Genomic DNA, 21091 nt, shown 5'->3' with positions numbered 1-21091 from the left:
GTAGCTTGTTATTAAATAAAAGAGTAGTAAACAATTAATTTATAAAAAGGATTGGATTATATGTTCAAAAAATGCAGTTGTTTCATATCTAAATGTTTGGTTATTTTTTCGGTCTTATTTCACACCTCATTATTTGCTCAGGACGGGACTATGTATCTGATAGACGCCCCAGAAGAGCCCAATGCTATCCCATTAGAAACCGGAGGAGTTGATAATCAACCTGCCAGTGAATCGTGGTTTCGTCAATGGGGCGATCCTATGGCGCGAAATATAACAACAGCCACCTTAACGCCATTTTTGGCAGCCCCTAAAAAAGCTAACGGCTTGAGTGTTATTGTTGCTCCAGGTGGAGGCTTTAGATGGTTATCTCTGGGTAATGAAGGCTGGGAAGTTGCGCAAGCTCTTGCGGATAAAGGTATTAACGCTTTTGTGCTTAAGTATCGTTTACAGCCAACCGCTGACAAATTAGTCGACTTTGAAACTCAAATGAACCAACGTTTTGCAGAAGCCGCGCCTTCTTCTGATGACGCTGATACGCCTCCAAGAAGACCTCGCTGGAATTTATCCAACCAACTTGAAGATGCCGAAGCTGCCTATGCACTTATTCTCAAAAATGCTGAAAAGTGGGGAGTAGATGAAAAAAGAATTGGTATGATTGGATTCTCTGCTGGTGCGGGTTTAACCATGCATACAACATTGCATTCTAAAAAGGTAAATTTAGCATTTATTGGTCCAATCTACGGAGGAATGGGTCCTGTCGATGTACCGAAAAATGCTCCTCCAATGTTTGCAGCACTTGCCACAGATGACTTTTTGTTTAATGGTGAGTTTGGTGTTATTAAATCTTGGTATGACGCTAAAATTCCGGTCGAACTTCACCTATATCAAAATGGTGGTCACGGGTTTGGCCTAGGTAATCCAGACAAAACAAGTAATAAATGGTTTGATGCCTTTTTGTATTGGTTAGAAGTAAATAAGTTTTAAACTCTATACATGCAATAACGCCTCTGCATATGGATATAAAATGCAGAGGTAACCCAATACTTATCTGCAAATTCTTCATTGTAAGCTAACGACTATGGTCCCCCTCTTTAAAATAGCGAGAGCCTAGCCAAAAAGTTAGCAGGGATGTTCATACGAGTACGTTTTAAAAACATACACTCTATGTTATTTTGATTTTTATAAATGGCGGGCTGTATAGGAAGACATAGATGTCGTCGAAGGATTCACAAATTGATGAGCTACAACGAGAGCTGGCACTTACTCGAGTAGAATTTTCAACTCGCTTGCAAAAACTAGAACAAAAAATTGCTTCATTAACCAGTGATGTAGGTTCGCCCGCCCCTGAAACAAATGACACTAAAAATCAACAACTAACCGACCACTTCGCTGGTTTTAATCCAGATACAGATAAGCCACATACAGAGCCAAAAGCTGAGCGGCAAATGGCTGCTACAATAAGTAGTGCATCTCATCAAACAGATAAACAACAGCCTAAACTTTCTGCCATTGGTTCGTTTTTAAAAGAAAGTGGCCAACAGCTGATTAGTCTCTCGTCACCCTTCACTAGGTTTTTATCGCCATTATTAAACTTATACCAACACTATCAAGCAAAAGGGCAAGGGCCTATTTTTGTATTTATGCTTATCGGCATAGTCTTGCTGGTAGCAGGTTTTGGCTACCTCACTCAATTGTTAGTGGGTGAATTAGGCGCAGGGAGTCAATCGCTCTTATTGTTTATAGTAGCCATTGGTACCACCCTATCTGGCGCTTATTTAGCAAAGAAAAATAAATACCCAGAGTTTAACTCAGCCATAGTGGGTTTAGGTCTATTACTCAATTATATAACGGTTTACATGGCAGGCAGCTTCTATCAACTACTTCCAGACTGGGCTGTCTTACTCAGTTATTTTGCCATAGCGGGAGTCGGTTTCGTTTTTGCAAACAAATTCGATACAAAGACTGTCAGTGCATTATCAGTAATAGGTGGAGCCGCAATTCCACTTATTTCTCAATTAGATCAAGCAGGTACAAGTTTATACTTAGTCGGGTTAGGTTTTATTATTATGGCCAGCTTGTATCAGGCCATAAATAAAAATTGGCCATGGTTAGGGATAGTGAGTGTATTTGTTACTTACAGCTGTTTAGAGTTTTTAATAACATTTGTACTGGTAGAGCATTTTATTGCCTATTTCAGTCAAGGATTTTACTGCTTATTTTTATTCTACTTATACCATTTTATAAAGCTTAACAGTCAGGTAAGCAAAAACCTCATAGTGTTATCCGTCATGATTTTATTTGCCAACATAGGCATTTTTTATCAATCCGACATCACTAACGTTTGGGTACTCCCTACCCTAGCCATTTTCAATACTCTATTAAGTAGTTATTTAGTATTTAAGACTAAAACACAAAATAGTTATGCCAGTTCTTTACATACCCTATTTGCTAGTACTTGGATGTTAGTGGCGATTATCAGTTGGTTTGCCCCTGACTATTGGGGATTTGCCATTGGTATCGAAGGCTTATTTATTTTGTATCTAGCCTTAAAAGAAAACTATCAGTCTGTAAGAGTTGAAGCTTATGCTTTATTAACGTTTGCGGTTTTGCATGCTGTATTTGCCGTTTTGCCTTATTTTCCCGATCCAGCTCTTCTTACCCTAAAAGGTATTTTAGTCGTGGCAAGTATTGGTGCAATAATTTTTGGAATTAGAAAACTATTAGCCAATCATAAAGTTGAAAACGAGTGGGAAGTTCAACTTCTTCAAGCTCTAAGGCCAATTGAATCAATTTGGTTAAGTTTGTTTATTTTATCACTTTTATGGGTAAACCTTGGTGTTTGGATGGCCGTAGCGGTCTTACCATTACAAATCTGGTTGTTAGTTAAAACTTATAGAACAAGCTGTAAAACCTCAGAAATCATGGTTAACGTGGCCAGCGCAGTTGCCGTTGGAATTTGCGTTTTAGGTATCAATGAAGTGCAGTCTCTATCCTTTAGAGATTTGCCTGATTACGCCAAAGTTGCTTTGATCTTTGTGTTTGCTGAATCTTGGTTATTTGCAGAGTTTTATCGTCGTACTAAACAAACTGGACCATTGGCAAATATCGCAGAAAACCTCAGGTTAACTTTTTACCTTGTTTTACCTGTGACATTTTTACCTTCTGCCATCAAACACTACAATGAATTTTCTGCTTTGGCTTTTTGGGTTGCGGCTTCAATAGCTTACTTGTTAGGCCGTATAATCAAACATCCTTTTATCAGAACTGAATCTCTGATAATTTTTGCTATAGCTGCCCTGTATAACCTAGTTTTCACCATAGAGTATTATCACAGTCAATTTATATTAAGTGCTATAGCTAACTTGATAGGCCTCGGACTATTTAGTTACTTTTTGATTAACACCCATAAACAACATGCGCCGCTTTTAAACAAAAAAATTGCTTCAATAAGTCTATATTATCTGGCCGCTTGTATGGCTATTTACATGCAAGAATGGGCCAATTTTGTGTGGGCCGGAGTTTTAGCCTGTGTTTATATTTTTGCACTTAGCATGTGTGTTGAGCGAAACAATATACTGGCAAGAAACCGTCGAATTTTAGGATATCTAAACTTCTTCAATATTTTAATATCATGGTTATACATTTTAATCACGGGCAGCGGACAGGCTATTAGTAGTAGCATTTGGGTATTAATAAGCATGGCGATATCTTTAATATTTTTGCTTAAGACACATGCATTAAACCGACTAAAACTAGCACTGTTCAACGACAGTAAAACAGGTTATTGCTTACAAAGCCTTTTATTATCAATTAGCGGCGCACTTATTCTAATAAAGTGGGATTTAGCCATACTAATTACTCCATGGTTAATCCTACATGGCAGTTATCTATTTTTCACACACAAGCACAGTCAATTTATTTCCAAATTAGCATTGGTATTCATCGGCTGTGGATTAGCAAAATTAGCCTTAGTAGACGCAGCAAGTGCTGTGTTATGGCAAAAAGTGGCGCTGATGATCAGTATAGGGATTTTTATGTTAGCTGCCGCCTTTGTGTATCAAAAACGTATTAATGCCACTATAGAAAGCCAAAATGAAATTGTCTAAGCCTCGAACTCGGCTAAGGGCCAGATCCATTCAAGTTGGCCAGTCTGTGGGTACAGAGCGGTTTAATACCAAGAATATAAAAGCTCTACGTTCGGCTCAACTTCATGGCCAAGGTATAACCGACAAAAATCAATACGCCCTGCACAATTAATTGATCGTAAAATGGAATACCCAGTAAATTAAGGCCACTGGTTAAGGTAGCCAGAATAGTCACGCCCAATACTGTTCTCATTATCGAACCTTCACCACCATTCATGTGTGTGCCGCCTAATACCACACCACCAATAATTAGTAGCAATAATGTATCACCGACTCCTGGCAAGGCATTACCTAAATTAGCGATACTCACCATACCAGCGATTCCGGCCAGTAAACCCGATAATACATACACACTAGTCTCGATCAAGCGAGTATTAATACCGCAATAACGTGCAGCCTCACGGTTGCTACCAAACAACATCACTTGTCTGCCCCAAGTCGTTTTAGACATAGCAAGCGAACAAATCACTACTATGAATATCCCTACAATCATTATGTAAGGTATGCCCCACAACAACTCAAAACCAAAATCTAATAACACCTCGGGTGTACCTTTTACCGCTATACCTTCGGATAAAGTGAACGCAATACCTCGAGCAACTAAAGCTGTGCCCATAGTGGTGATAAACGGATTTAAACCAAAGAAACCAACGCAAATACCATTCAATAAACCAAACAATAAACCGGCTAAAAGGGCTGCGCTTGTGCCCCAAAATACACTATCAGTTTGGGCCATAACTACCCCACCCACCACAGCAGTTGCACTTATGACGGTAGCTATCGACAAATCAATCCCCCCCGTTAGAAATACTAATGTCATGCCAACGGCTGCAATTAACACAACTGAATTTGCTAGTAAAATTGATTCAGCATTACCGGCCGTAAAAAAATACGGTGACAATGATGAAAAAAGAACTAACAGTGCTGCAATAATAGGTAGCGACGGATAACTTTTTAACAACTTAACGATAGACGACATGCCCATTAAACCCTTTCTTTCTTAACTTTCTTGTAAAACATGATTGCCTGACTTATGTACAGCATTGAAAAATAAATTTCTTCTATAACGTCTTACATCAGAGACTAGTTCGCGCCCCAAATATCGGCTTTATTTTCAACAATATTGTCATGAGAATAAAACTGACCTGGAACAACATTGTGCTTACCTACCGACTCTCCTCGAATTAACGCAGCTGCTAGTTGTACAGATTTTTCACCGATATTGGTTAAGTCCATCACCACAATCCCGTCGGCAAAACCACTCACAGTTGCGGCATAACCATCATTACTGCCGTTCACCCCAGTTACAACAATATGCCCATCTTGTCCAACTTTATGCGCCTTATTTAAATTCGACAAAACTGTTTCAATCGCGGGAATTTGCGTATCGGTGGCGGCAAAAATAGCCTTAATATTTGGATTGGCTTGAAAAGCATTTTCTGTGGCTGCCAGCGCCTTAGCAGAATCCCAATCAGTAGGTACTGAAATGATCTCTACATTAGGTAGAGCATTGAGTGCTTTATTAAATCCTTTACTTCTGTCGATGCCATTTTGGTCGTTTAAGGCACCTAACAGCTCTAGTACCTGTACTTTACCTTCGATGCCTTTGAGTTGTTCAGCCATGTACTTGCCTGCTTCAAAGCCATCAGAAATTGAATCAGGTCCTACAAAAGCCGCAACAGTGCGACTATCAGGAAGTGCTCTGTCATAAGCAATGACAGGAATTCTGGCTCTTTTAGCACGCATTAACGCGCGCTCAATGGTGTTTTGATCAACCGCACATACCAAAATAGCATCCACTCTTTGCACCACTAGGGATTGGATTTGCGCATTTTGCGTTTGAGCATCGCCATCCGCTACCACTTCAATCACTTCAAACCCAAGCTTTTCGGCCGCCACTTTAATCGCATTATTTTCAGCCACACGACTTTCAAATAATTGATCGACGGCTAAACCAATACGAATTTTTTTGGCCAATGCCGATGTTGAAACGCTCGAGAGCAGCAACGTTGCAACAACAAACAACACACCACTTATTCTTTTTTTTATATTCATCACTTTTCCCTTAAAAGGCCTTAACATTAAAATTTTCTCTGCGCTCAACCAGTAAGCTAAATCTGCAAATAATCATCAAACCAAACTTGCAAATTACCCCTAATTAACTTGTTGTACCGCGCATTTTCATCGCACTATTTTTGATTAACTCTCGAGATTTTCGTACCTCAGAAAGCCTGTCAACAATCACTGCCACAAGCAATACAATGCCTCGAACCGTATCGTAGACATAAGGAGAGGCATTCAACATATTCAAACCATTGTCGATTAACACTAAAAATATCGCGCCAATCACACTGCCTAATATGGAGCCTGAACCGCCAGACAACTTAGTGCCACCTAAAATCACCGCAGCAATCACAGTGAATTCAAGGCCAATGCCTATATCTGACTGTAAACCACCCACACGTGCAATTAAGATAAGTCCAGCTAAAGCAGCCGTGAGCCCGCCAATTAAATAAGCAAGAACAGTGACTCGCATAATCGGTAAACTAGACTCATGAGCTGACTCTTCCGAGCTACCCACAGCGCGAAGATACAAACCAAAACGTGTCTTCTGAATCAAATACACACCTAGGATCGTAACTAACACCATTAATAAAATTGGGACAGGAATTCCCAAAAAACTGCCATTACCTAGGTAACCGATTTCTCGCGGAACAGGAATATTTTGTGCTCCGGTGAGATGGATAGCCATGCCTCGATAAATGGTGTAAGTAGCAAGTGTGGTAATAAGCGGAGTCACTTTAAATTTAATCGCTAAAAAACCATTAACCGCACCAAGTAATACGCCTGTAATAAGGGAAACACCAAGAGCTAGAGGGTAACTCCCTGTAGCCACAAAAAGTTCTGCAAAAACTGATGAAATGAAAAACAGAATAGCGCCTATAGATATATCAATCCCACCACCAATAATGATGTAGGTCATACCCACCGCCATAATGGCAGTCACACTAGCTTGGACGAGTACAGACTGCATATTGGCAAAAGACATAAACGCTGGAGAGGCAATGGTTAAAAACACGCATAAAACTAAAGTCGCAACGGCAATCGCCGACCAATTTTGCTCAAAAAATTTGTAATTGTTCAATTTCATATTAACTCGCCACTTGTTGGCTTTGTTCGTGTACAGAGCTTGCTGCGAGTGAAATAATTTTCACTGCGTCGAAATTCTCCCGCTCAAACTCACCAACCATGTGGCCGGTGCGCATGACCATAATTCTATGGGATACATCGAGTAACTCTTGTAAATCTGAGGATACCACTATCACAGCCACCCCTTGTTTGGCAAAGGCGACAATTTTTTTATGGATCTCAAACTTTGCGCCAATATCCACACCTTTGGTGGGTTCATCTAAAATACATATTTTAGGTTTAGTGGCTAACCAACGACCTAACAGTACTTTTTGTTGATTTCCGCCACTGAGCTGTCTGACTGACGCGTCAATACTAGGCGTAGAAACATTCATATCTTGGCTTAATCTGGCCACCGCTTCTCGCTCACCGCTAAAACCCAAACCTTTTACCAGTTGCTTCACAAAGTAAGAAAGCCCTGCCGCAGAGGAATTTTCTTTTACGCTACGACCCGAGAACATGCCATTTTTGCGTCTATCTTCAGTAACATACACCACGCCCTTTTTCTTCATTTTGGACACACTAGCGGGCGAAACCTGTTCGTTATCAATGTATATGTCACCGCTTGCAGCGCGTATACCAAAAATAGATTCGACTAGCTCCGTTCTACCTGCTCCCATCAAACCAGCAATCCCTAAAATTTCTCCACTGGCAACAGCAAGTGATACCTTGTCAAAACGATGTGAACTTAAATTGTTGATACTCAGCGCGATTTTCTCTGAGGGTTTATGCAAATCAAAGGCAGACTCACCAATTGCTCGCCCCACCATCAAGGCTTCTAATTCACGACGAGGTACATCTTTTAAATACCCAGTGCCCACTTGTGTGCCATCTCGCAATGCCACAAACTTGTCAGCCATGGCATACACTTCATCCATAAAGTGAGAGATAAAAATCATCGCCACACCACGCTCTTTCAACATGCGCATAATGGAAAATAACTTCTCGCGCTCTGGCACGGTTAACGAAGTAGTCGGCTCATCTAAAATTAATATTTTATTGGCGTGCATTGACGCTTTGGCTATTTCGACTATTTGTTGTTTGCCCGCGCCCAAAGATTCAACATTAGCCAAAATGTCGATCTCTACTCCCAGAAAGGCCAGCTGTTCTGTCGCCAACCTTTGGGTTTCATGCCAATCGACATTGAGTGCGCTTCCTGGCAAATCATTAATACATAAGTTTTCTGCCACTGTTAAACTTGGGAACAAACTTAATTCCTGATGCACAGCAGAAATCCCCTGCTCCACACCTTGAATTTCAGGTACTTCTTCGCCTTCCACAAAAATTTGCCCCAATGTTGGCGTTAGCAAACCACATAACATGTTTTTAGTGGTGGATTTACCCGCACCATTCTCTCCCACCAGAGCTAAGATCTCCCCTGGGTAGAGCTCAAACGTCACGTCTTTTACCACTGTTTTACCAGAAAACGCCTTACTAAGCTGGTTAACTGAAAGTACAGGCCTTGCGCCCTTATGCATAATTTTAATACCTAGTTCGTGTCTGTTATTTATTTTGTTCAGCAATACGTTTTTTCTGTTTAGCAGATAAACCAAACTTGTAATGGGTTTCAGGTGAATACTTGTTGTTGTGCTTTTTCATCTCAGGATCGTGTACATCCAGACTTAAATCCGCATCAAATCGAGTCAAAATAGAATGGTTATTTTCCCAACCTTTAGGTTGAGTAAAATGAGATATGCCCCAGGTTACTCCGCGCCCAAAGTTTGTATCAGTAAATGCATCTGGTACATAAAATCCTGCGGCATTTGGCATAAGTTCAACAACCGATGCAATTTCAAAATTTACCCAGTCTCTCGCATATTGTATGGTGCTACGTTCGTTACCGTCACGGATGACTAACGCTGCTAAACCTTCTTGAAAAGGAAACATTGAGGTTTCGTGACCTGAATTTAATACTGGATTTAAAGGGTGTTTTTTAAATGGTCCTAACGGATTATCGGCAATAGCTAAACCTTGCATACGCACAGCTTGAGGGCGGTCTTTACTGCCACGAATACGATCAAAATCAGATTTATAATAAAGGTAGATTTTGCCATCATGTACGATTGGGTGAGGGTCGTGGATGGCATTTTGATCCCATTCACCTTTTTTGCCATTTGGCACAACAATTTGGTTAGTTGCTTTCCAAGGGCCGTTTGGTGAATCCGCAACTGACATAATTACCGGGCAATCATTATCCGATAAACCGCTTGGCTCACTAAACCCTTGATAATAAAGATAGAATTTACCTTTAAATTTTAAAATATCAGGCGTGGCAACCGATCGCCAACCAATAGTGGGTTTAGGTGGACGTGGCACCGCCACACCTTGCTCTTGCCAAGTAAAACCATCTTTTGATGTGGCATACCAAACGTCCGCTAAATCCCAATCAGCAGAAGGAATAGTCGCAGTAGCTAAGTGTGCGTTACTTAAACCAAGAGGTTTAGCTTGGGTATGACGCTTTGAATACCAAACATAATATTTACCATTTTCTTTAATGACTTTAGAAGGGTCACGACGAGAAATAGTACCGTCTCCACCATTGTAATCAAAACCTTTTAATTCAGTGTATTTAAATAAGGTATATAACTCGTTTTCCTCCTGACGAGGTGATAGGTAATTATCGTAATTACGCTCTACAGCTGCGCTTAGTGGTCGATTAGGTTTGTCTTTAGGTAAATCATAGGGAAACGCTGAAGCGATTTTCTGCTCTTTTGCCGCGACACCTGTAACAATCGTCCCTGTAACAAGCGAACCTGTAAGAGCCATAGTCAAACAAAAAACACTAGTAACTTTCTTCTTTAAATCCATTATTTATCACCCAGAATAAAACTTTGCATGTAAAAACTTAACATTAAATATGCGCTGCTATACAATTTTGCCTATATAAACATTTCACAATGTAAATTACCACTCAATTTAGTTAACAAACTACAAAAAATAATTAACATTAATATTCTCATAACAGTAGATAATTAAAGTAAATTTCCATAACTTTAAAAATTATATGTTTAAACATTTAATAAGCGGTTTCTATAGATAAACTGTGGACAATTATTGTGAAAAATAACCTAAACATAAGAATATTAACTGTATTACTCATGTACAAGCCTGAACATTTACTGAAATGGAGAAAGGATAATAAAAAGAATGTGGATGCCAATGACAACAATTTAGTCATTAAAACGCAGTATCGACCTCATGCATGAAACATAGATAATGGCTTTGTTCCACAAATATTTAACCAAACACTGCATAATATGACGGTAGGTTGCGTCATGGATTGGCAAAGACTCAGTAATAGAAATGGTAAAAATTGATTATTCTTACTCATAAAACAACGGCCTCATTTGAGGCCGTTGTACTTTTATTAGCTATTTATTCTTCATCTTCTATGGCATTCACACCTGCGGTCCATTGCACACCACCTCTTTCGTATGCTCCTACGTCAGCACCTGCGCCCGAAGTGACCTTATCAAAATTAGCAATATCAATGGCTTGGTCTATTAATACTGATTCTGGCTTAGGCATAAAGTTAACACCTTCGATATCCATAAACGGAGATTCTTCATCAATTATATTAGCCTCTAAATCAAATGCATCATCTTGTAACCAGTCACCAATGCTTGAATAATTGTTCCATACTCGGTTGTCACCTTGGTCGTAACCATTTACCCAAGAACCCATTGCCTCGCCTGGGTTCCAAATTGTATTGTGATACATATAGTTATCAAAATTAGCCCAGTTTAGTTGTAGCCCTGTCCAAGTGATATTCCACACTACATTGTGATGGACTAAATAGCCTTTACTGTTGTTATCTAAATAAATACCCGCTGCACGACCATCAGCGTATTCTGGCCCTTGAAAATCATGGAACCAATTATGGTGAATTTCAGTGTGTTTAGATGCATCATTACCCACTGTATAAAACACGCCACCATCGTTATTGATTAACATGCCTTGGGATACGTCGTTGTAGGCAATTTCGCAGTGGGTGCCAAAAGAAGAGATACCATCTCTACCTACATAAGAAATCGTATTTTTCAGTATTTTCACATCTTTAGAGCCAGAACGTATCGCAGGAGCATGAATACCTAATGTATTAAAATAACGAATGAAATTATTTTCCACTCGGCTGCCATCTCCTCTGCCCCCCCAAGATGTAATGCGCACGCCATTATTTGAACCATATTCAATAATATTGCCTTTAATAGTTGCATGATGACCATTAACAACCACTGAGCCGTCGCCCATTTGAGCATCAGTATTATCTAACTCATCCAATCTTTGTGAGCCATTTGAAACAACTGAATCCAACAAAGAATTATAATTACCATTTAAACGCACAGCTCCACCAAATACTTCAACACCTTGTACTTTTACATAGTCACCATCTACTTCAATAGTATTTAGTTTAACTGGCACTTGCACAGAATTATGTTCTGGTTCACTTCCATCTGGGGTTTGTAAATATAGAGTTTGAGTGTTGGTATCGTAATACCACTCTCTTGCATGGTCTAACAAACTTAAGCGGCCAAATACATAAATACGGCCATAATTACCATTTCGAAACAAGCCTGGGTTATGAGGATTAAAAGGCCACTTGTTTACATCGATAGCATCATAGGTAATGGTGCCGGGAGCATATTCAGTAATCACTCGTGTCCAACTAGCACCAGAATGCGCACCTAAATACCACACATAACCACCAGCCAAATCATCAGGTAATCCAATGGCGTTAATCGTCGAACCATCGCCACCAGTTATTGGGTGCGCATCAACTGTATGACGATCATTGTCTTCATTATTTGGCCAACGAGCCATATCCATAACTTTACCGTCGTAATAAACCTGATTAAACACATCACCTAAGGTTAATTCCACCTGGGTTTTATAGATACTCCCCTCATGCAATTGCCAATCGTTCACATATTGTGTTGCAGATATCAGTACTTTTTCGCCACTTGCAGCGCGTACAGTGATGGGCTCTAGTTCGGTGCCATTAAGGTCAATATCTAACGTCTCACTATACCTACCTTCTTTAATCACTAAGGTATCGCCAGCAGACAAAACCGTCATAGCTTTAGCAAAGGTTTTGAAAGGTTGATCCACTGTACCGTTATTGCTGTCATTACCGTCTAGCGCTACATAAAATGCGTCTTCAGGAATAGCAGCAGGACAACCGCTGTTTTCTGCTAATCCTTTTTGATCCACACATTGATCATCAAGATCTGCAACACCATCAAAATCGGTATCTTTAGGACTTGGGCAACCATTAAAGGATTCGAATCCTTTCTCATCCACACATTCATCAACAGAATCAGCTAAACCATCTTTATCAGTATCAGTAGTAGGTTCGGGCTGAGGCTCTGGGCAGCCATTATTTGAAGCAGATCCTACTTCGGAAGGACATTGATCGATAGAATCTTTTATCCCATCGTTATCAGAATCTTTTTCTACCGCCACTGGGGGTGTAGGTTTAGAATCTCCGCCACCGCCTCCACAACTTGCAAGAATAAATAAAGAGAAAAGGCAAAAAACAATGTTTTTGACATACGGCATCAGCCACCCCAAGTGTTAACAATTAAATATAAATAGTGTTTTCATGATAACTAAAAGAAAATGAATTGTTAATAAAATTTATATAACCAATTATGAATTTATATTTAAAACATTAGGGCGAGTCAAAATCGTTTACTTCTATATGAACATTCGTGAAATTTTATTAGATAGGCCTGTGGCTAGCCGAGTATCAACTTATAAAAACGATACTAGGTTTGATTTACGTTTATGAATTAGAATTAATCAGAGCAATTTAACTTCCAAGGCACACCAAATTGATCTGTAACAATGGCATAACATCTAGACCAAAATGTTTTTTGCGGAGCAAGAATCACTTCTCCACCAACGGCTAATTTATCAAAGGTATTTTTTACTTTTTGTTCATTATCTAAACCTAACAACACACAAAAACCTTGCGGCTTTTGATACTGCTCTGGCAACAAATCACCACCGGCTATTTCCACTCCTTGGATGGCAATATTCGCGTGTACAATATTGTCCTGAATTTCAGCAGTCGACGTGACAGACATAGGCGAGTCTTTTACCTTTAGCATTAAACCAATTTCACCACCTAGATGCTCTGCATAATACTCAAAGGCTTGTTCGCATTGACCATTAAAATTAATATGAAACGATGCACTCATAAAACGTCCTTATTTAAAATCAAAAAGGTAAAGTGATAAAAGAGTACCATTGAAAATACACTTTTTATACGGTTCAAAAATCTACAATTGTGCAGTTAACCTAGTGCCTTGATCTATTGCTCGCTTGGCGTCCAATTCACCCGCTTCGTCAGCGCCTCCAATTAAATGATAGGGTTTTGATAACCCTTCCACCAGCTCTCGTAATGGCTCTTGTCCCGCACAAATAATCACGTTATCTACGTCCAATACCTGCATCACATCATCGATTTTTACATGTAAGCCCGCATCATCGATTTTTTGATATTCGACCCCAGAGAGCATTTTCACGCCTTTTTTAAGCAAGCCTGCTTTATGTGCCCAGCCGGTAGTTTTACCTAAGCCAGCACCAACTTTGCTGGATTTACGTTGTAGTAAATATATATCACGAGGTGACGGAGCGGGTTTCGCTTGAATACCTTCAATGCCGCCACGAGCACCAAATGTCATATCTATGCCCCACTGTGCCATAAACGCAGGAATATTTTGACTAGTAGACTCGCCGCTATGTGATAGGTATTCGGCTACGTCAAAACCAATACCACCTGCACCAATAATCGCCACTTTGTTACCTACTGGCTTTTTGCCTACTATCACATCTAGATAACTCAATACTTTGTCACTTTGAATACCTTCTATTTCAGGTGTTCGAGGTTTAATGCCTGTTGCAATAATGACTTGGTCAAATTTACTTTGGTTTAAGTCGTGAGCAGCAACTCGGGTATCTAACTTAAGCGTAACATTATGGATTTCTAATTGGCGAGAAAAGTATCGAATGGTTTCGTAAAACTCCTCTTTACCTGGGATTTGTTTGGCAATATTAAATTGACCGCCTATTTCACTAGCTGAGTCAAGCAGAGTGACCTTGTGCCCCCTTTTGGCGGCTGTCACTGCAGCAGCCAACCCTGCTGGCCCCGCTCCTATCACAGCAATGTTTTGTGATTGACTAGCAACAGAGATATTTAACTCTGTTTCATGACATGCTCTTGGGTTAACCAAACAGCTAGTCATTTTTCCAGCGAATACATGATCTAAACAGGCTTGATTACAACCAATACAAGTATTGATTTCGTCGGCTCTATCTTGCTCCGCTTTAATCACAAAATCTGGATCAGCCAAAAATGGTCTAGCCATAGACACCATATCTGCATCACCACGAACAAGTACGTCTTCTGCCACTTCAGGCGTGTTAATTCGGTTAGAAGTGATCACAGGAACAAACAAAGCTTGCTTAAATTTAGCTGTTACCCAAGTAAAGGCTGCGCGCGGAACTTTTGTGGCTATGGTAGGAATACGCGCTTCGTGCCAGCCAATTCCTGTATTAATAATGGTCGCGCCGGCTTGTTCAATGGCCTTACCTAATTCAATTACCTCTTCAGCGGTTGAACCGCCTTCGACTAAGTCCAACATTGATAGGCGATAAATAATGATAAACTCTCTGCCGACAGCTTCACGTACTTTGCGAACCACTTCTAAGGGTAACTTTATACGGTTCTGGTAATCTCCGCCCCACTCGTCATCGCGTTGATTGGTGCGGGCGGCAATGAATTGATTTAAAAAGTAACCTTCAGAGCCCATGATCTCAACACCATCGTAACCGGCTTTTTGTGCTTGTAACGCGGTATGCACAAAATCATCTATTTGTTTTTCAATTCCTTGTTTATCTAGGGCTTTAGGTTTAAACGGGTTAATCGGCGCTTGAATAGCAGACGGCGCCACCAAATTTGGGTTATAGGCATAACGGCCAGTATGCAAAATTTGCATACAAATTTTCGTGTTATATTGATGAACCGCTTGTGTAATTACCTGATGCTGACTGACTGCTTCTGCTGAATCCACACCACGAGTATTAGGGTGAGTCGCACCTTCGTTATTTGGGCCAAAACCACCAGTCACAATTAAGCCCACACCGCCTTTAGCCCGCTCGGCAAAATAGGCTGCCATACGAATATGACCATTTGGCGCTTCTTCTAACCCTGTATGCATAGAGCCCATTAACACGCGATTTTTTAGTTGGGTAAAACCTAAATCTAAAGGCTTTAACATATTAGGATACTTAGCTAATCCAGCTTTTGAAGTAAGATTTGGGTTATTCATGTTTGGTTCCTAATTGACTTTATAAGCCTTTGTTCTTTTTGTGTAAGTTGGCATATTCAGGCTGACGCTTTTGTTGCGCAGCCGACATGGCTTCTTGCATATCCGACATTTGTAACATGCCACTTTGCCAAGTAGCCATATAGGTTAAACTGTCATTCACGCTGTGATCTCTGCTGTAATTCAACATGTCTTTACAGCCCGTTACTGCCATAGGAGAATGTGCGGCAATATCTGCAGCTATTTTCATCACTCCTTCTAACATACTGGCTTGATCGTCAAATACTTGGTTAACTAAACCGCAGTCTTTGGCCTCAACGCTTTGCATCTTGCGGCCCGTGTACGCTAACTCTCGCACTAAGCCTTGCGAAATCAAGTGAGGTAACCTTTGTAACGTGCCTACGTCAGCGGTCATGCCTAATTCGGTTTCTTTAATGGTAAAAAATGCATCTGCCGTGCAATATCTGCAATCAGCGGCACATATCATATCTACCGCTCCACCAATCACCCCGCCTTGCATGGCAACCAGTACCGGAATACGTACCTCTTCTAAGGCATTAAAACTATCTTGTAGTTCGAGCACTAATCGACGCATTTGCTCTGCATTACGAGCTGGCTCACCTGTAAATCTTTTGCCTAAACTAGCAAAAACCGACAAATCCATTCCCGCACTAAAATGTTTACCTTGAGCTGAGATCACAATCACGCGGGCACTGGCTTCATCATCAATTTTTTTAACCACGGCTGGTAGTTCAGTCCAAAATTCAGGGATCATACTATTCAAGGCTTCAGGACGATTAAGTTGTATATGTGCAATCTGATCTTCAATGGTTACCTGCATAGTCACCAGTAAATTAAATTCAAGGTTAGACACGTTTATTTCCTCGTTTTTAGTAAAAGGTTTTAATCACAAAACCAAAACTAGACACCGTCAAGATTAGTAACTTATGTTGACAGTGTCAAGATAGTAATTAAGAATAGTTCTATGGCTGCGCTTAATCAGTAACTACTATCAGTAAACAAACGAAAAACCTAAATAGCAAATCGAATTACCACCATGGTGACTTAAGGAGTACCTTAATTGCTGGTGCCAATGAATTGCTTAAAGAAACCGGTATCGAAGGCTTGTCTTTACGTAAGTTAGCCGAAAAAACTGGAGTGTCTCGCACAGCCCCCTACCATCATTTTAAAGATAAAAATCAACTCTTATGTGCCATAGCAGAGCAAGGTTTTAAACACTGGCAACACAACGCAGAAAAGATATTTAATCAAACTGACTTGTCGTTGAAAGAAAAATATCACCAGTTCTTTCTGGGTTACATTCGATATGCCGCTGACAACCCCGAGTTATATGACTTAATGTTTGGCCGTACTATTTGGAAACAAAATAAAGCCACACAAAACCTGCGTGATGTGGCTTATCCAAGTTTTAATTACCAAGTACAGATGACCCAAGATTGGCAACAACAAGGTTTACTGCCTAAAGGTGAAAATACATTACGCTTATCACAAGTTACCTGGGGCACTATGCACGGTATAGCTAGACTGTTAATTGACGGGATCTACGCTGATCAAACCCACATTGACGAAATGTGTGAATGTGCCGTCAACCTATTTACTCAAGGATTTAGTGAGGTAACTGATGCAATATGATGTAGATACACCAAGCGCTTATTTAACAACTCTTGAAGCTGATTGGCGCAAAGAAAAATTTCTAGAAATTAGAACCATTATTCATAGCTATGCACCAAAGATATTAGAAAGCATTGAATACAAAATGCTGAATTATAAGCTGAATGATAAATCAGTATTCCATCTAAACGCCCAAAAGAACTATGTGGGTTTGTATGTGGGCAATATTAAAAAAGTTGACCCAAGTGGTGAGCTATTAGCCGGTCTAAATTGCGGAAAAGGCTGTATTCGCATTACAAAAAGTATTGATATTCAACAAACCAAACTGCCAGAGTTTATTAAACTCTCAATTGAATTAAGTGAATCAGGAACAGATTTGGGCTGTTAGGTATTTTTAGAATTATGACCATCAGCACTTTATATGGCTTCAATACCCGTATCGTCCGCCAAGATCAAAAATACATTTGGCTTTTTGGCATAAACACTAAACACAGATATTACACATTAAAAAATTAACACGATAACGCTAATTAAATATTTTACTAAACCTCGACGTTTTATCGCTCACTACCCGCCTTATTTTGTACACAGCAATCCAATCTATTGGAGTAAATTTACCTCTCCAGTAATAGTCTGGTAGTACTTTAGTTTGGTTATATAAATCCTGCACTGAATTAGGTAAATCAATTCCATTAAAATATTCAAAGCGATGTAACAGCATAGACAGTTCATAATCTCTAATTCGATAACGAATTAAACGGCGCGCATATTGTAAATAATCAGCAATACGTTTTTTAGATAAAGATCTAAATGAAAATCCGGCCTTGGGTTCAATTTTTAAATGAATACTAGGCCTATTAAATTGCCTAAAATCTGACAAACTTTTAGCCAATTCTGAAATCAAAAAGTCTTCACCTACAAAGCCAACAGGCATAGTTATACCTTCAGATTTAAGCCGTTGTAGAAATTCATTGCTCATAGTGTATAGTCCACCAGATACTCGACCATACGTATACATTCGGCTAGTCCAAGCATCCTTATCTCGGCCCACTACTGGCACACCACCGACAAGATTAATTCGCGGGTCGGCGTGAATTAACTGCGCCATTTTCCACAAGGATCCCGGTGTAACTTCAACATCACCATCAATAAAAAAATGTGTCTCAACTTCGGGTGCAATTTCGTGCACATATTTATTCCATGCATGACATTTATCTGCTTTTTTTATTGAAACAAGTTCAATATGACTATGTTTAGCTTGGAGTATTTTAACGATAGATTCTGTGTTATCTGTGCAGCCATTGGCTAAAACAAATATTGTGAAGTGTTCATCTAATCCATTTCTGAGCACGCTATTTAAGCACGCTTCAATCGACTGATCGATGTTATATGCAAATATCGCCAGTGCGTATTTTGGGATAGACATAACTAATGGGTCGCTCTGTTAATATCACTCACTTTACATCCCTCATAAATACATCATCTTTTCTAAGAAATTATGACTTTAGTGTATACATATTGAGTTAACACATCATCAGCTAATTATGCTGTACTTCAAACCACAACGATCAAAACTAACCGGTAAGCAATAACTTACGGCTTGAATGTTGAAGGCGATAAACCAAAATAACGCTCGAACGACCGCCTAAAACTTTCGTAGTTTTTAAAGCCCACTAACCGAGAGACTTCTTGCAACGAACGATTATCTTGACTAATTAAGTCTCTGGCTTGAAACATGCGTAATTGGGTTAAGTATTGAGCGGGACTTAAATTGACATGTTGTTTAAACAATCGTGACACTTGTCTTTCGCTGACACACATTTTGTGTGCAATGTCTGCACAACTAATAGGTTTTTGCAGGTTGTCCATCATCCATTCAATCACAGGATTCAGACGTAAACTGTCAGAAGACTGGGTTTTTAATAAATCGGAAAACTGGTTTTGACTGCCTTTTCGTTGTAAATACACCACTAATTCTTTAGCCACTGATGCTGCCACTGTATTACCTAAATCTTGCCTAACCAGCTCTAAACTCAAATCCACACCCGACAAAATACCTGCGGATGAATAAAACTGTTTATACTGAATGAATAATGGGTCTGACAGTACCTCGCAATTTGGATACTGCGCGCTTAGTTGTGAGCAATGACGCCAGTGGGTAGTAACGGTTAATGGTGTGTCGGGATAAAGCTGGGCTAGGATAAAAGTGCCCGTACAAATACTAATTATCTTTTGTGAAGCGTCTGCTAGTTTTTTTAAATCAATAACTTGGCGAGTGCTCAAGGTTAGCTCTCGCATACCTGAACCCCCACAGATCACCAAGTAATCAGGCTGCGGTATATCTGTTAGCGAATAAACTGCCACTACCGAGTGGCGAGATGCACTTTTAACAGGCCCAGCTTGAAAGTTAACAATGTCACATTGGTAGCTATTTTTTAAAAAGCTATTGGCTTCTTCAAAGGTATCTAGCGGACCAAATAAGTCTAGAGGTTGGAAACCATCAGCGATAAAAAACGCGACACGAATTGTCATAAAGCAAACCAGTGTAATAGCTAAATAATGATGTTTACTTTACACCGGTTTTAATGTCTACATAGACAAAATTACAACATTTTAGGACGTTAACAACAGTGACATTAATAAGTAGTGGTACTCATTAATGGTTCAGGATTGGCGTAACTCAAATTCGCCTAAAGGCCTAGTTTGGCCATTAATCATAACGTCAACTTTATGCATGCCAGCATACAAAGTTCGCGTGGTCATAGGTTTTAACGACACCTTTTTACTAAAAGACCGCACACCTTGAGGCTTGAGTTCACAGGCTTTTAGTTTAAAAACCTTAGCTGAACTTGCCCCGTTGGCTTTAATAAAATGAATAACACAGTCCACCATCATGTTAGTTTTAGTGTTGGCTAGATTTTGTAAATCAAATCCCACGGTAATCGAGCCGCCAATTTGTGTAATCGCTGGCGACACACTGATGTTCTGTATTACTACATTGGCAGGTTTACCGTAACCTAAAGCTTCTAATGCGCCTTTTTCGCCGCGCTTAATGGCACTACGCAATGCATGTTTAACTAACCATTTACGCTCTTCTGAAGCCCCCTTTAACCAACGTTTAGCAATATCGGCTAATAAATCAGGATGGTCTTTTCCTATATCGTTTAGGTTATTAGCCACCGAACGCCTGACATAAAGTTCAGGATCATCTTTTAATAATTCTAATAATTTTATCACGGGTTGCGGATCTGCAATAAATTCTGGTAATCGAGACGCCCAAGGGAGCCGCGGACGCGTCCCTTCTGACACCAAGCGTCTAACATGATAATTATCATCTGTAGCCCAATTACTTAGTAACGCCATGGTTTGTTCTGGATATTTTTGAATAAATGGCCGAATACCAAACTCTGATGTAAATTTTTGCGTTAATACATAGTGGGCATGCATTGAAGCTTCAAAATTATCCAAGCCATTTTCAGCGACAAAGTTAACATGGGGCATGAAAATAAAAGAGGCGATGCTGTTGTCTTCGTCAACTTGTGTTGGCTGTTTAGCAGAGGCTAATAAAATCTTTAGCGCCTGCAGATAATCATTTGGTAAAAACTGTTTTAAAGCCGCAGATATTTTACGGCCGCGCTCCATTAACTCTAAGCTTTCGTAATCTGTTTTGATAACATCAATAAAACCCGCTGCATCAAAGCTTGGGTAAACCTTTAACGTCATGGCGCTAATTTTTTCCGCTATTTCTATTCCGTAATGGTTTTTAAGGGGTTCTGCCATGAAAAATGCTTC

16 protein-coding genes are annotated in these 21091 nt (G+C 39.8%); 4 read left to right on the top strand and 12 right to left on the bottom strand.

Features of this window, described 5'->3' with window-relative positions; genetic code table 11:
- Nucleotides 1–150 precede the first annotated feature (150 nt).
- A complete protein-coding gene (locus L0668_RS00885) occupies nt 151–984 on the top strand; it encodes an alpha/beta hydrolase (RefSeq protein WP_235310174.1) in 834 nt (277 codons plus the stop codon).
- Nucleotides 985–1211: 227 nt separating this feature from the next.
- Nucleotides 1212–4106, top strand: a complete 2895-nt coding sequence (locus L0668_RS00880) for a DUF2339 domain-containing protein (protein WP_235310173.1) — start codon at nt 1212–1214, stop codon at nt 4104–4106.
- An 85-nt stretch (nt 4107–4191) separates the two neighbouring features.
- On the opposite strand, the gene L0668_RS00875 is transcribed toward L0668_RS00880, so the two are convergent.
- From L0668_RS00875 to L0668_RS00835, 9 genes are all read right to left on the bottom strand, one after another.
- Nucleotides 4192–5124 (bottom strand): ABC transporter permease, encoded by a 933-nt coding sequence (locus tag L0668_RS00875; protein WP_235310172.1) that lies wholly within the window; start codon nt 5122–5124, stop codon nt 4192–4194.
- A gap of 104 nt (nt 5125–5228) precedes the next feature.
- Nucleotides 5229–6200, bottom strand: coding sequence for a sugar ABC transporter substrate-binding protein (locus L0668_RS00870; RefSeq protein WP_235310171.1), 972 nt, complete (start codon nt 6198–6200; stop codon nt 5229–5231).
- Nucleotides 6201–6303: 103 nt separating this feature from the next.
- Entirely contained in the window at nt 6304–7296 is a 993-nt protein-coding gene (locus L0668_RS00865) for an ABC transporter permease (protein ID WP_235310170.1), read from the bottom strand.
- A gap of 1 nt (nt 7297) precedes the next feature.
- Nucleotides 7298–8812, bottom strand: a complete 1515-nt coding sequence (locus tag L0668_RS00860; RefSeq protein ID WP_235310169.1) for a sugar ABC transporter ATP-binding protein — start codon at nt 8810–8812, stop codon at nt 7298–7300.
- A 25-nt stretch (nt 8813–8837) separates the two neighbouring features.
- Nucleotides 8838–10142, bottom strand: a complete 1305-nt coding sequence (locus L0668_RS00855) for a glycoside hydrolase family 117 protein (RefSeq protein ID WP_235310168.1) — start codon at nt 10140–10142, stop codon at nt 8838–8840.
- A 567-nt stretch (nt 10143–10709) separates the two neighbouring features.
- Nucleotides 10710–12893, bottom strand: coding sequence for a right-handed parallel beta-helix repeat-containing protein (locus L0668_RS00850; RefSeq protein WP_235310167.1), 2184 nt, complete (start codon nt 12891–12893; stop codon nt 10710–10712).
- Nucleotides 12894–13132: 239 nt separating this feature from the next.
- Entirely contained in the window at nt 13133–13537 is a 405-nt protein-coding gene (locus tag L0668_RS00845; RefSeq protein ID WP_235310166.1) for a VOC family protein, read from the bottom strand.
- An 81-nt stretch (nt 13538–13618) separates the two neighbouring features.
- On the bottom strand, nt 13619–15670 hold the full coding sequence (locus tag L0668_RS00840; protein WP_235310165.1) for an NADPH-dependent 2,4-dienoyl-CoA reductase: 2052 nt from the start codon (nt 15668–15670) through the stop codon (nt 13619–13621).
- A 19-nt stretch (nt 15671–15689) separates the two neighbouring features.
- The gene (locus L0668_RS00835; RefSeq protein WP_268820157.1) at nt 15690–16508 is read right to left on the bottom strand and encodes a crotonase/enoyl-CoA hydratase family protein; all 819 of its coding nucleotides are present in this window, start codon (nt 16506–16508) and stop codon (nt 15690–15692) included.
- A 170-nt stretch (nt 16509–16678) separates the two neighbouring features.
- Between L0668_RS00835 and L0668_RS00830 the strand changes: the two genes are divergently transcribed.
- Both L0668_RS00830 and L0668_RS00825 read left to right on the top strand, forming a co-directional pair.
- The gene (locus L0668_RS00830; RefSeq protein WP_235310676.1) at nt 16679–17320 is read left to right on the top strand and encodes a TetR/AcrR family transcriptional regulator; all 642 of its coding nucleotides are present in this window, start codon (nt 16679–16681) and stop codon (nt 17318–17320) included.
- A complete protein-coding gene (locus L0668_RS00825; protein ID WP_235310163.1) occupies nt 17310–17687 on the top strand; it encodes an iron chaperone in 378 nt (125 codons plus the stop codon). The genes L0668_RS00830 and L0668_RS00825 overlap by 11 nt, the downstream gene beginning before the upstream one ends.
- 138 nt (nt 17688–17825) lie before the next feature.
- Here L0668_RS00825 and L0668_RS00820 read toward each other — a convergent pair whose 3' ends face one another.
- From L0668_RS00820 to L0668_RS00810, 3 genes are all read right to left on the bottom strand, one after another.
- The gene (locus tag L0668_RS00820) at nt 17826–18725 is read right to left on the bottom strand and encodes a glycosyltransferase (RefSeq protein WP_235310162.1); all 900 of its coding nucleotides are present in this window, start codon (nt 18723–18725) and stop codon (nt 17826–17828) included.
- Between the two features lie 167 nt (nt 18726–18892).
- Entirely contained in the window at nt 18893–19831 is a 939-nt protein-coding gene (locus tag L0668_RS00815) for a GlxA family transcriptional regulator (RefSeq protein WP_235310161.1), read from the bottom strand.
- A gap of 132 nt (nt 19832–19963) precedes the next feature.
- Nucleotides 19964–21079: a DNA alkylation repair protein gene (locus L0668_RS00810; protein WP_235310160.1), complete on the bottom strand. Its 1116-nt coding sequence runs from the start codon at nt 21077–21079 to the stop codon at nt 19964–19966.
- Between the last annotated feature and the right edge of the window lie 12 nt (nt 21080–21091).

It is taken from the genome of Paraglaciecola algarum (assembly GCF_021532655.1).
GTDB classification, from domain to species: domain Bacteria; phylum Pseudomonadota; class Gammaproteobacteria; order Enterobacterales; family Alteromonadaceae; genus Paraglaciecola; species Paraglaciecola algarum.
The sequence above is the reverse complement of the archived record's forward strand: the minus strand, read 5'-3'. Positions and strand labels throughout refer to the sequence as shown.

Coding starts and splice junctions, on each gene's coding strand:
- L0668_RS00885 (WP_235310174.1), top strand. CDS start 151: ATGTATCTGATAGACGCCCCAGAAGAGCCCAATGCTATCCCATTAGAA.
- L0668_RS00880 (WP_235310173.1), top strand. CDS start 1,212: ATGTCGTCGAAGGATTCACAAATTGATGAGCTACAACGAGAGCTGGCA.
- L0668_RS00875 (WP_235310172.1), bottom strand. CDS start 5,124: ATGTCGTCTATCGTTAAGTTGTTAAAAAGTTATCCGTCGCTACCTATT.
- L0668_RS00870 (WP_235310171.1), bottom strand. CDS start 6,200: ATGAATATAAAAAAAAGAATAAGTGGTGTGTTGTTTGTTGTTGCAACG.
- L0668_RS00865 (WP_235310170.1), bottom strand. CDS start 7,296: ATGAAATTGAACAATTACAAATTTTTTGAGCAAAATTGGTCGGCGATT.
- L0668_RS00860 (WP_235310169.1), bottom strand. CDS start 8,812: ATGCATAAGGGCGCAAGGCCTGTACTTTCAGTTAACCAGCTTAGTAAG.
- L0668_RS00855 (WP_235310168.1), bottom strand. CDS start 10,142: ATGGATTTAAAGAAGAAAGTTACTAGTGTTTTTTGTTTGACTATGGCT.
- L0668_RS00850 (WP_235310167.1), bottom strand. CDS start 12,893: ATGCCGTATGTCAAAAACATTGTTTTTTGCCTTTTCTCTTTATTTATT.
- L0668_RS00845 (WP_235310166.1), bottom strand. CDS start 13,537: ATGAGTGCATCGTTTCATATTAATTTTAATGGTCAATGCGAACAAGCC.
- L0668_RS00840 (WP_235310165.1), bottom strand. CDS start 15,670: ATGAATAACCCAAATCTTACTTCAAAAGCTGGATTAGCTAAGTATCCT.
- L0668_RS00835 (WP_268820157.1), bottom strand. CDS start 16,508: ATGCAGGTAACCATTGAAGATCAGATTGCACATATACAACTTAATCGT.
- L0668_RS00825 (WP_235310163.1), top strand. CDS start 17,310: ATGCAATATGATGTAGATACACCAAGCGCTTATTTAACAACTCTTGAA.
- L0668_RS00820 (WP_235310162.1), bottom strand. CDS start 18,725: ATGTCTATCCCAAAATACGCACTGGCGATATTTGCATATAACATCGAT.
- L0668_RS00815 (WP_235310161.1), bottom strand. CDS start 19,831: ATGACAATTCGTGTCGCGTTTTTTATCGCTGATGGTTTCCAACCTCTA.
- L0668_RS00810 (WP_235310160.1), bottom strand. CDS start 21,079: ATGGCAGAACCCCTTAAAAACCATTACGGAATAGAAATAGCGGAAAAA.